This window comes from Amycolatopsis rhizosphaerae (assembly GCF_007713715.1).
Taxonomy (GTDB): domain Bacteria; phylum Actinomycetota; class Actinomycetes; order Mycobacteriales; family Pseudonocardiaceae; genus Amycolatopsis_E; species Amycolatopsis_E rhizosphaerae.
Genome location: NZ_VJWX01000035.1, coordinates 18,515 through 28,351 on the forward strand (window position 1 = coordinate 18,515; position 9,837 = coordinate 28,351).

Annotated in this window: 13 protein-coding genes and 1 pseudogene; 4 read left to right on the forward strand and 10 right to left on the reverse strand. The window is 71.2% G+C overall.

Annotated elements, in window-relative coordinates; translation table 11 throughout:
- Positions 1–54: 54 nt before the first annotated feature.
- Positions 55–690, forward strand: coding sequence for a TetR/AcrR family transcriptional regulator (locus tag FNH05_RS06180; RefSeq protein WP_144586303.1), 636 nt, complete (start codon positions 55–57; stop codon positions 688–690).
- A gap of 22 nt (positions 691–712) precedes the next feature.
- Here FNH05_RS06180 and FNH05_RS06185 read toward each other — a convergent pair whose 3' ends face one another.
- Together FNH05_RS06185 and FNH05_RS06190 are read right to left on the reverse strand one after the other, a co-directional pair.
- On the reverse strand, positions 713–1,564 hold the full coding sequence (locus FNH05_RS06185; protein ID WP_144586304.1) for a mycofactocin-coupled SDR family oxidoreductase: 852 nt from the start codon (positions 1,562–1,564) through the stop codon (positions 713–715).
- Positions 1,565–1,826: 262 nt separating this feature from the next.
- Entirely contained in the window at positions 1,827–2,948 is a 1,122-nt protein-coding gene (locus FNH05_RS06190; protein ID WP_144586305.1) for an NDMA-dependent alcohol dehydrogenase, read from the reverse strand.
- 183 nt (positions 2,949–3,131) lie between these two features.
- On the opposite strand from FNH05_RS06190, the gene FNH05_RS06195 reads away from it, so the two are divergent.
- Both FNH05_RS06195 and FNH05_RS06200 read left to right on the forward strand, forming a co-directional pair.
- Positions 3,132–3,542 (forward strand): SRPBCC family protein, encoded by a 411-nt coding sequence (locus FNH05_RS06195; protein ID WP_144586306.1) that lies wholly within the window; start codon positions 3,132–3,134, stop codon positions 3,540–3,542.
- Positions 3,539–3,970, forward strand: a complete 432-nt coding sequence (locus FNH05_RS06200; protein WP_144586307.1) for a MarR family winged helix-turn-helix transcriptional regulator — start codon at positions 3,539–3,541, stop codon at positions 3,968–3,970. Before FNH05_RS06195 ends, FNH05_RS06200 begins: the two co-directional genes overlap by 4 nt.
- Positions 3,971–4,021: 51 nt before the next feature.
- On the opposite strand, the gene FNH05_RS06205 is transcribed toward FNH05_RS06200, so the two are convergent.
- The 5 genes and pseudogenes from FNH05_RS06205 to FNH05_RS06220 all read right to left on the reverse strand — a co-directional run bounded on the left by FNH05_RS06205 (position 4,022) and on the right by FNH05_RS06220 (position 6,617).
- Positions 4,022–4,636, reverse strand: a complete 615-nt coding sequence (locus FNH05_RS06205; RefSeq protein ID WP_246127560.1) for a hypothetical protein — start codon at positions 4,634–4,636, stop codon at positions 4,022–4,024.
- A 120-nt stretch (positions 4,637–4,756) separates the two neighbouring features.
- Positions 4,757–4,855: pseudogene (locus tag FNH05_RS39120) on the reverse strand (50S ribosomal protein L36); the annotation flags it as partial.
- 34 nt (positions 4,856–4,889) lie between these two features.
- Positions 4,890–5,657 (reverse strand): hypothetical protein, encoded by a 768-nt coding sequence (locus FNH05_RS06210; RefSeq protein WP_144586309.1) that lies wholly within the window; start codon positions 5,655–5,657, stop codon positions 4,890–4,892.
- A complete protein-coding gene (locus FNH05_RS06215; protein ID WP_144586310.1) occupies positions 5,657–6,178 on the reverse strand; it encodes a SigE family RNA polymerase sigma factor in 522 nt (173 codons plus the stop codon). Before FNH05_RS06215 ends, FNH05_RS06210 begins: the two co-directional genes overlap by 1 nt.
- Before the next feature lie 82 nt (positions 6,179–6,260).
- Complete coding sequence (locus FNH05_RS06220; RefSeq protein ID WP_144586311.1) at positions 6,261–6,617, reverse strand: arsenate reductase family protein; 357 nt, start codon at positions 6,615–6,617, stop codon at positions 6,261–6,263.
- An 87-nt stretch (positions 6,618–6,704) separates the two neighbouring features.
- Between FNH05_RS06220 and FNH05_RS06225 the strand changes: the two genes are divergently transcribed.
- On the forward strand, positions 6,705–7,436 hold the full coding sequence (locus tag FNH05_RS06225) for an SDR family NAD(P)-dependent oxidoreductase (protein ID WP_144586312.1): 732 nt from the start codon (positions 6,705–6,707) through the stop codon (positions 7,434–7,436).
- 2 nt (positions 7,437–7,438) lie between these two features.
- On the opposite strand, the gene dmpI is transcribed toward FNH05_RS06225, so the two are convergent.
- The 3 genes from dmpI to FNH05_RS06240 form a co-directional block, all read right to left on the reverse strand.
- Complete coding sequence (gene dmpI / locus FNH05_RS06230; RefSeq protein WP_144586313.1) at positions 7,439–7,621, reverse strand: 4-oxalocrotonate tautomerase DmpI; 183 nt, start codon at positions 7,619–7,621, stop codon at positions 7,439–7,441.
- 91 nt (positions 7,622–7,712) lie between these two features.
- Complete coding sequence (locus FNH05_RS06235; protein WP_144586314.1) at positions 7,713–8,588, reverse strand: LysR family transcriptional regulator; 876 nt, start codon at positions 8,586–8,588, stop codon at positions 7,713–7,715.
- A 155-nt stretch (positions 8,589–8,743) separates the two neighbouring features.
- Positions 8,744–9,837, reverse strand: a 1,094-nt coding sequence (locus tag FNH05_RS06240; protein ID WP_144586315.1) for an FAD-dependent oxidoreductase, incomplete at its 5' end; no start/stop codon positions are given.

A 9,837-nucleotide genomic window follows, 5' to 3' on the forward strand; every position in this document is an offset into this window, starting at 1 on the left:
AACACTGTGTCCGAACACAAGACCGAACACTGTGTTTGGATATAACATCCGGTCATGACGACCAGACGGGACCGGCGCAGGCAGCAGGCGAGCACCGGAACGGAAACGATCGAAGCGGCCGTACTGAGGGCGACCGAGGAGCTACTCGGCAAGCAGGCCCTCGACGAGATCGCGGTGGCGGACATCCTGGCGGGCTCGGGCGCCTCGCGGACCAGCTTCTACTTCTACTTCGAGTCCAAGGACGCCGTCGCCGCCGCCCTGCTGCGCCACATCGCCCACGACTTCCGCGCCGCGATGGCGCTGTGGGTGGGCGAATCGGACCAACCCCGTCTCGACGCACTCCGCGACGCCGTGCGCGAGACGGTGCGGATCTGGCGCCGGCACCGGGGGGTGCTGCGCGCGGCCTACGAAGCCCCACCGCACAGCTCGGAAATCGGCCGGGTGTGGGAGTCCATTTTGGACGGCTACGTCACGGTGGCCGCCGGGCACATCGAAACCGAACGCGCCGCGGGACGCGCTCCCGCGGGACCGGACCCGGCCACCCTCGCCCGCATTCTCATCGGAGCCAACAACCAGGCGTTCTACCACCACGTGATGACCGGTGAGACCGACGATGGCTTCGTCGACGCGCTCGCGCACGTGTGGGCCGCGGGAATCTACGGCCACCCCGGCGGGGTGCCCGGTTCCTGAAGCCGGAACCGGGCACCGGGCCTCACTGCTTGTGCGGCGCCTTGAACGGGTGCGTGCAGCCCGCGTCGACCGGGAGCACCACCCCGGTGACGTAGCGGGCTTCGTCGGAAGCCAGCCACAGCACCGCGTTGGCGATGTCGATGCTTTCCACCCACGGCACCGGCAGCGCGTGCATCATCTGCATCGGCACCGCCGCGTCCGCCTGGGTGGCGCCCGGCTGCCCGCCGGTGAAGAACGACCACATGTACTCGTTCTGGATCATGTCGGTGTCTACATTGGTCGGATGCACCGTGTTGACCCGGATCCGTTCGGGCGCCAGTTCCATCGCCAGCACGCGCATCAGCCCGACCAGGCCGTGCTTGGCCGCGGCGTAGTGCGCGACGTTGGGGAAACCGATCATGCCGGCGATCGAGCTGGTCAGCACGATCGATCCGCCCCGCCCGCCGGCCACCACGGCCGGTGCGGCGGCGCGTACGGTGCGCCACACGCCGGTCAGGTTGATGTCGATCATGTCCTGCCAGGTCTGGGGCGACAGCTCCAGCGCGGGCCCGAAGCCCGCGATCCCGGCGTTGGCGCAGATGATGTCGAGCCTGCCCAGCTCCGCCACCCCGTCGGCGACGGTGGCCTCCAGCGCGTCGCTGTCGCGGACGTCGCCCACCCGGGCCACGATGCGGCGGCCGAGGGCCTCGACCTGTCGCACCGTCTCGTCGAGGTCTTCCTTGGTCGCTCCCCCGTGCGCGGCCGTGGCCACGTCGGCGCAGAGGTCGAGCGCGATGATGTCCGCCCCCTCCTCCGCGAGCCGCACCGCATGGGCACGCCCCTGACCGCGCGCCGCACCCGTCACGAAGGCGACTTTGCCTTCCACCCGTCCCACGACGACTCCTGTTCCGGCCCCTTGGGGGGCACCTCGCTCGTCCGGCTCACCGCCGCTGGCACGCCTCACCCTCCGCCACCGGCACCACCGGTGTCCATGCGGAAAACCCGCGCCACATGAGGTGAATCCCGAACGCCCGAAACGGCGCCGCGAGGTGCTGTGAAGGGTCCCTTCACGGCTCGCCCCGGCCCGGTCGGTAGCGCAAAAAGGGCCGTGAGGGGAGTCCCTCACGGCCCTTCGGCCAGCGGCGTAGCCGCCTGCCTCAATCCTCGTCGTGCAGGATGACGCCGCGGATGTTGCGGCCCGCGTGCATGTCCGCGTAGGCCTGGTTGACCTCGTCCAGCTTGTAGGTGGTGGTGATCAGCTCGTCGAGCTTGAGCCGCCCCGCCTTGTACAGCGCGGCGAGCTTCTGGATTTCGAACGCCGGACTGCCCATGCCGAAGATGACGCCCTGGATGCGCTTCTGCATCATCGACAGCATCCAGAGGTTGATCGGCAGGCCCTCGTCCTTGATGTCGCCGATGCCGGTGACCACGACGGTGCCGAACTTGCCGATCGCGTTGACCGCCTGCGCCACGTGCTGACCGGTGGTGACGCCGACCGTGACGATGGCCGAGTTCGCGCCCTGCCCACCGGTGACCGAGCGGGCGAAGTCGGCGGCCTCGTCGATGTCGGCGAAGGTGTGGGTCGCCCCGAACTCCACGGCCCGTTCACGCTTGTACGCCACCGGGTCCACCGCGATCACGTGTGCCGCGCCGCGGACGGCCGCGGCCTGCACGGCGTTCATGCCCACGCCGCCGACACCCATCACGATCACGGTCTCCCCGGCCTTGACCTCCGCGGCGTACTCGGCCGAGCCCCAGCCGGTCGGTACGCCGCAGGACAGGAGTGCGGCGACGTGGAACGGGATGTCGTCGTCGATCTTGCTCAACGAGTACTCCGGCACCACCGCGCGCTCGGCGAAGGTGCCGACCATCGTCATCTGGCCCACGTCGGAGCCGTTGTGGTGGGCACGGTAGGTCCCGTCGGCCATCGATCCCGACAACGCGTAGATGCCGAGGTCGCAGAGGTTGCCCCGGCCGGAGGCGCAGGCCACGCAGCGGCCGCAGGAGGGCACGAACTGCGCCACCACGTGGTCACCGACGGCCAGTGAGCGCACGCCGGGGCCCACCGCCTCGACCACCCCGGCACCCTCGTGCCCGCCGATCAGCGGCAACTGGGCGACCGGCATGTCCCCGGTGGAGGCGTGGTCGTCGGAGTGGCACAGCCCCGCCGCCCTGAACCGGACCAGCACCTCGTTCGCCTTGGGTTCGTCGAGTTCGACGTCGATGACCTGCCACTTGCCAGGCTGCTCCAGCAGCGCCGCCGCACGGGTTCGGATCATGGTCCACCTCAGCAGATCTAGAACAGGTTCTATCGACAGTCAAGCACACGCGTAACACCGAAGCAACAACGCGTTTCGGACCCAGGGACGCACGGAGAACCCGCTTGCCTCTCGACAGTGGGATGATCTCCGGAATATAGTCTGCGCGTAGATTATCTGTGCGACGACGATCAGGAGGCCTTCATGTGGACCCATGAGCACACCGGCGAGACGGACGCCGCCCCGGAAGCGGTTTGGAAGGTGCTGGCGGACCTGGACGACTGGGCGAGCTGGGACACGTCGATGGAATGGGTCCGGCTGCGCGGCGCCTTCGCCCCCGGCGGCGAGGTCGTGATGAAGCCGAAGGGGCAGGACCCGATCACTTCCGTCATCGCGGAGGTCACCGAGAACCGTGTCTACGCCGACGAAACCGAGTTCGAGGGACTGACGCTGCGGTTCAGCCACACCCTCCGGCCGCGGGAAGACGGTGGCACGAAAGTGATCCACCGCCTCGAGATCACCGGCCCCGGCGAAATCGCCGCCTCCGTCGGCCCGGCGATCACCGAAGACTTCCCCGAAGCCATGGCCGCCCTGCTCGCACGGGCGGCGGCGTGACCCGCTTTCCGGAAGGACCGGCGGCCAGCCCCGGTTTCCTGCTCTGGCACGTCACCCTCGCCTGGCAGCGCGCGGTCACCGCCGCGCTCCAGCCTCTCGGGCTCACGCACGCGCAGTTCGTCCTGCTGGCAAGCGCGTGGTGGCTGAGCGAGCAGGGCGAGGTGCCCAACCAATTGCGCCTGGCCCGCCATGCCGGCACGGACGTCAAGATGACCTCGCAGATCGTCCGCAAACTGGAGGAGAAGAAACTGCTCCGGCGGGAGATCGACCCGGCCGACACCAGGGCCCGGCGGCTGCGTCCCACCCCCGCGGGCAGGAACCTGGCCCGCCGGGCCATCGCGGCGGTGGAATCCGTCGACGCGGACTTCTTCGGCCGCCATGCCCCGGCGCTCACCCCGCTCCTGCGGGAACTGGCGGACGGGCGGTGAAGCCCGCTTCTTCCCGTCCGTACCGCGACGTCCTTTTTGGACCCGCAGTTCTCAGCGCTTGAACAGCGCGATGAGCGAGCCCGGCCAGCAGATCACGGCCGAGGCCAGGAAGCAGTAGAAACCGACGGAAAGCCCGCTGAAACCGAGGCCCGCCTTGACCAGGAGCAGCACCACGGCGACGGTCATCATCACCGTGACGAGCAGCGACAGCGCACCCAGCACCTTGCGGTTGCGCATCGGGACGACCAGCGAGGCCCCGGCGATCAGGAGCAGCCCACCGCAGACGAGCACGGCGATCAGGCAGACCTGGAAGATCGTCGCCTCGACCGCTCCCCCGCCCGCGTCCCCGGCCAGGCTGACCAGATCGAACCCGGTCAGGCTGCCCACCGCGGGCATGGAGACCCAGGGCAGGAAGGCCTGCACCACCCCGAGCAGCCCGCCGAGGATCAGGATGATCGCGGCGGGGACGTTGTTCCGCGCCTCGGGGACCGGCGGGCCGTAGGCGCCGCCCGGGCCGTACGGCCCGGGACCGGACTGGCCGGGGCCGTACTGCGGATACTGCCCCGGGGCACCGGGAGGCCCGTAGGGCCCCGGAACACCGCCGGGTCCGGAAGTCTGGGGAGGGTTGTGGCCCTGCCACTGCGGTGGCTGGTTCGGATAACTCATGCTCAACCCCTCGAAGCGCGGCGAACCCCTGTCCCGGCCCGGATCGGCTGGGCACCCGCAAATGGTAACCGCCCGCGGCGCCGGGCGGGCGGTGTCGGGCAAATCCGGGCGAGGTCGGCGCCGGCGGGCCTTCAGCCGCGGATTCTGCTTGTTGACAACGAAAACCCTGCCCTGGCGGCGGACCACCTGCGATCCTGGCCTGCCCTTCGAAGAACGCACGGACGAAGGAACTTCATGCGGGCCAGGAGTCCGCTCACTTCGGCAGGGCCGATCCGTCGGCGGCGTAGGCGCGCGGCGGGGTGGCCAGTGTGGCGTCCGGTACCTCGTCGCGGGTGAACCAGAAGAAGACCACGTTCGGGTCCTCGCTCCAGCTCGCCAGGCTGGCCTCCACGGTCTTCCCGCGCACGGTGGTGGTGATCCTGGCGGCCGGGCCCACGTAGTACCCGAACGCGGGCACCCAGGTCCGGGTCGCGGTCTCGTCAGTGCCACCGTCGAAGACCCGGAAGCCGGGTGCGCGGTCCGTTCCGGTGATCACGTTGGCCACCCGGTCCGTGGTCAGCCGGCCGGAAGGACCGCGATGCCCCACCGCGAGTCCGAAGTGGACGTCGGGGAGGGCCGCCTCGTCGAGGCCGACCGCGTACAGCACGATCTCCCCCGCCTCGTCGTGGATCCCCGTCGGCACCACGTCCCCCTTGGGGGCAGGCGACTCCCCCGCCGTCGACTCCACACTTTCCGGCGATACCGGCGTCTCACCCGATGTCGCCGTCGCTGCGGGCGGCCGTGCCACGCTGATCGCCGGGCCGCCGTCGCCCGCCGGAGGGACGCCCGGCCTGAGCTGGCTGGTCAGCCCCAGCACGACCACCACGGCGGCCGCCACGGCGACGGCTCCGGAGGCCGCCGCCACCCGCCGCCTGCGGCGGATGCGCTTACCCAGGGCGACGACGGCGTCGAGATCGGGAACCCGATACCCCTGTTCGGGTTCCTGCCGCAGCGCCGCCCGCAACTCGTCGATGTCCGGCATCAGGCCGCACCCCCGCACGTTGTCGGCAGATCGTCTTTCGCCGCCACCCGCAGCTTGGCCAGCGCACGCGAGTTCGTGCTCTTCACGGTGCCCACCGAAACCGACAGTTCGGCCGCCACCTCCGCCTCCGGCAGGTCGAAGTAGTGCCGGAGCACGATCACCGCCCGCTCACGCCCGGTGAGCCCGTCCAGCAGTTCCTGGAGCCACTGCCGCGTCACCACGGCCGACTCGGGCGCACCGGCGACGCGGCGCTCCGGCACCTCGTCGGTCGGCGACTCCTTGATCGGCCGCCGCCAGAGGTCGATCAGGTGGTTGACCAGCACCTTCCGTGCGTAACCATAGGCGTCCTTGTGCCGGATCCGCCGCCAGGCTGCATAGGTCCGCGCCAGCGCCGTCTGCGCGGCGTCCTCCGCCTGGTGCCGGTCGCCGGTCAACAGGAACGCGGCGTGCGTAAGCCTGCCGGAACTCGCCATCACGAACTCGGCGAAGTCCTCTTCAGTGCCCCCCTTCGGATGCCCCATACCCCGTCCAGACGGATGAGCGCCGGAAAGGTTGAGCCGGAAAGCCCACGAGTTTCGAGTTTTTCACGGCCCCTGCCGGAGATCAGTCCAGGACGGAGCGCACGGCCTCGGGAGTGCGCCCGACCACGGCACTGCCGTCGTCCGCGGTGATGATGGGCCGCTGGATCAGGATCGGGTGGGCGGCCAGCGCCTCGATCCAGCGGGCGCGGTCGGCCGGTTCCCGCGACCAGGACTCCAGCCCGAGTTCGGCCGCCACCGCTTCCCCGGTGCGCGTGATGTCCCAGGGGTCGAGGCCGAGGCGGCCGAGCACGGCCTCGAGCTCCCCGGCCGTCGGAGGCTCCTCCAGATAGCGCCGCACGGTGTACCGCGCCCCCTCGGCATCGAGAAGGGACAACGCCGATCGGCACTTCGAGCAGGCCGGGTTGATCCAGATCTCCACGTCATCGCCCTTCTGGTCGCGGCTGCCCGCCGGAGGGTCGCCGAAGTCACGCGATCTTGGACTCCCGGCGCCGCTACCGTAACAACCATGACGGGTACGGCGCGGTCGGTGGTGGTCAGCGGCGGCGGCACGGGCATCGGGCGGGCGATCGCGGCGCGGTTCGCCGCGCAGGGCGACCGGGTGACGATCCTCGGGCGGCGGGCCGGAGTGCTGCGCGAAACCGCGGAGTCGCTCGGCGGCGACATCCACCCCGTGGCCGTCGACCTGTCCGCGCCGGAGGAGGTCGAGCGCACGCTCGATCAGTTCCCGCCGCGGGTCGACGTCCTGGTGAACAACGCGGGGCGGCGCGGCACCCCCGCACCGGAGGGCGGGTTGAAGGCCGTCGCCGAGGCGTGGCGACAGGACTTCGACCACAACGTGCTCCCCGCCGTGTTGCTGACCGAAGCCCTGCTGCCGCGGCTGAGCAGGCCCGGCGGGCGCGTGGTCACCATCGGCTCGCTCGCCGCGCTGCGCGGCAACGGCTCCTACGGGGCGGTGAAGGCCGCCCTTCTGGCCTGGAACCACACGCTCGCCACGCGACTGGGCCCGGACGGGGTGACGGCCAACGTGGTGGTCCCCGGCTACGTGGCGGGCACCGAATTCTTCGGCGGCGCGCCGTCGGAGGCCGAACTCGACCGCCGCCGCCGTCAGACCCTCGTCGGCAGGGAAGGACGGCCCGAGGACATCGCCGCCGCCGTCGCCTTCCTCGCCTCCCCGGAGGCCGGCTACATCACCGGGGAGTTCCTCAACAGCAACGGCGGCGCGCTCCTCGGGCGCTGACCTCACCGGTCGGCGGTCAGCTTCCCGGCCGCGCCCCAGCTGTCGGTGGGCACTTCGTGGATCCACACCTGGACGGTCTCGGCCGGAATCCCGTAGGCGTCGACGAAGGCGTCGGTGATCCGCTGGACCAGTTCGCGCTTGAGCTCGACGGTGCGCGGGCCCTGCTGCACGGTGACGATCGGCATTGGTTTCTCCTTGCTGTGTCGGTGTTTCCCGTTGGCACCAGTCCACCCGGAAACCGCGCCCGCACCAAGAAGCGATCCGGACTCGCTGCGATCACCAATCGTGATCGCAGGCCCGCAGCAGCGCGTCGAGGCACCACGGCGGGGCGGTTTCGGACACCGCGAGCAGCGTGGTCATCGCGATCGGCGTCCCGGGGCGGAGGAAGGCGACCCGGGGCGTGGGCAACCTCCGCGCGTGCGCCTCGTACACCACCGTCCAGCCACCTCCCGCGCCCACCGTGGCCAGGGTGTCCTGGACCGTGGTGAACGGCGGGCCGAGCACGGGTTCGAAACCGGCGGCCCGGCAGGAGGCCAGCATCAGGTCGTGCAGGGGCGGATTGCGGGAGCGTTCCACCAAACGCAACGGAAGTTCCGCCAACTCGGCGAGCTCCACGGACGGGGCCCCGGCCAGCGGGTGGTCGGCGGGCAGCGCGACGGTGACCGCGTCCCGCCACAGCGGGATCAGCCGCAGTTCGGGGCTTTCGGTGATCCCGCGCACGAAGGTGGCATCCAGCCGTTGCGCGCGCACCTGGTCCAGCCTTTCCCGGGTGGGTGAGGCCACCAGTTCGACGCTCACCTCCGGCAGGGTGCGGGCCAGCGCGTCCAGGACTAGGTCGAGGCGCTCACCCAGACCGTTGCTGGTGCCCAGGCGCAGTACCGCGGGCCGCGGGCCGGCGAGCGCCGCGACCTTCGCCTTCGCCCGGCTCGCGGCGGCGAGCACCGTTCGTGCCTCCGGCAGGAACACCTTGCCCGCCGCGGTGAGCCGCACGGTGCGCGGCGACCGGTCGAACAGTTCGGCGCCCAGTTCCCGCTCCAGCTTCCGGATCTGCTGGCTCACCGCCGCCTGCACGATGTGCAGGCGCTCGGCCGCCCGGCCGAAGTGCAACTCCTCCGCGACGGTCACGAAGTACCGCAACTGGCGAAGTTCCATGGTCCCCTCCTCCGGCGCCCCGGCGCCCACGTTTCGGACCGCGGCACGACCGGTTCGACTCTCTCGCAGATGATCGCGCAACGGGCCCGGGCCGAGCGCACCCGGCAGGCACAACCGGCGAGCACCCTTCGGCGTCGCGGCCGCCCGCCACGGCGTCAGGAGGAAGGCAGGGCGAAGCGGTCGCCGGGACGTGTCCCGGCGACCGCGAGGTCGGCGAGGATGCGGCCCAGCACGGGCAGGAACTTGAAGCCGTGCCCGGAGAAGCCCGCGCCGACCACGACCGGGCCCACCCGGTCGAGCAGGAAGTCCTCGGTGGCCGTCGTGGTGTAGGTGCAGCTGATCGGGTCCACCCGGTCCGGGTCGGCGCCCGGCAGCCACTCCCGCACGTACCGCCGCAGCGCCCGCAACCGTCCGGGCTCGGCCCGGAAGTCCCGCTCGTCGGGGTCGCACACCTTGCCCGCGCCGTGGAAACCGGCCTTGATACCGGCCCCGGGAGTCGCGAGGCCGTAGACCGCCCCCGGAAGGCCGGGCTCGAGCCCGGCGGGATCGCGGTAGTGGATGAACGCAGGCCACGGCAGGTCCTCGCGGACGGGCGCGAAGTAGGCGGGCTGTTCCTGGGTGACGCGCAGCGGCGGCAACGGCACGATCCCGGCGAGCAGTTTCGCCGACCAGGCGCCCACGGCCACCACGGCCCTGCGGGCGCGATAGGTCCCGTTCACGGTGTGCACGTCGACCCGGTCGGCCCCCTTCACCTCGATCGCGGTCACCGGCGTCTCGTGACGGACGGTGGCCCCGGCCCGCGCCGCGACGTCCTGCAGCGCCGCCACGGTGTGATCGGCGTGGAGCCGTCCGGTGAGCGGGTGGAAGTAGACACGCCCGTCGTAGCGGAGTCCCGGCCAGCGCTCGACCGCCTCCTCGTGCGACAGCCAGCGGCCGGGCCTGCCCGCGGCTTCCAGCGCCCACGCCTGCAGGTCGAGGTCCTCGCCTCCGCCGTGCGTGACCCCGCCGGTCAGCTCCAGCAGTGAGCGCCCCGACTCCTGTTCCAGCTCCCGCCACAACGGAAGCGCGCGCAACGCCAGCCGGAGGTAGGTCGGCTCGGAGTAGCCGATCCGGAAGATGCGGGACGCGCCGTGCGAGGCGCCCCGCGTGTGGCCCGCCGCGAACCGTTCCAGCAGAACCACGTCGGTGCCCCCGGCGGCGAGCTGCCAGGCCGCGGCGGAGCCCACCCCGCCGCCGCCCACGACCACCA

Bases quoted from the DNA above. Each gene is read 5' to 3' on its own strand.
- FNH05_RS06225 (WP_144586312.1), top strand. From the start codon at position 6,705: ATGACGGGTACGGCGCGGTCGGTGGTGGTCAGCGGCGGCGGCACGGGC.
- FNH05_RS06195 (WP_144586306.1), top strand. From the start codon at position 3,132: ATGTGGACCCATGAGCACACCGGCGAGACGGACGCCGCCCCGGAAGCG.
- FNH05_RS06210 (WP_144586309.1), bottom strand. From the start codon at position 5,657: ATGCCGGACATCGACGAGTTGCGGGCGGCGCTGCGGCAGGAACCCGAA.
- FNH05_RS06205 (WP_246127560.1), bottom strand. From the start codon at position 4,636: ATGAGTTATCCGAACCAGCCACCGCAGTGGCAGGGCCACAACCCTCCC.
- FNH05_RS06235 (WP_144586314.1), bottom strand. From the start codon at position 8,588: ATGGAACTTCGCCAGTTGCGGTACTTCGTGACCGTCGCGGAGGAGTTG.
- dmpI (WP_144586313.1), bottom strand. From the start codon at position 7,621: ATGCCGATCGTCACCGTGCAGCAGGGCCCGCGCACCGTCGAGCTCAAG.
- FNH05_RS06180 (WP_144586303.1), top strand. From the start codon at position 55: ATGACGACCAGACGGGACCGGCGCAGGCAGCAGGCGAGCACCGGAACG.
- FNH05_RS06215 (WP_144586310.1), bottom strand. From the start codon at position 6,178: ATGGGGCATCCGAAGGGGGGCACTGAAGAGGACTTCGCCGAGTTCGTG.
- FNH05_RS06190 (WP_144586305.1), bottom strand. From the start codon at position 2,948: ATGATCCGAACCCGTGCGGCGGCGCTGCTGGAGCAGCCTGGCAAGTGG.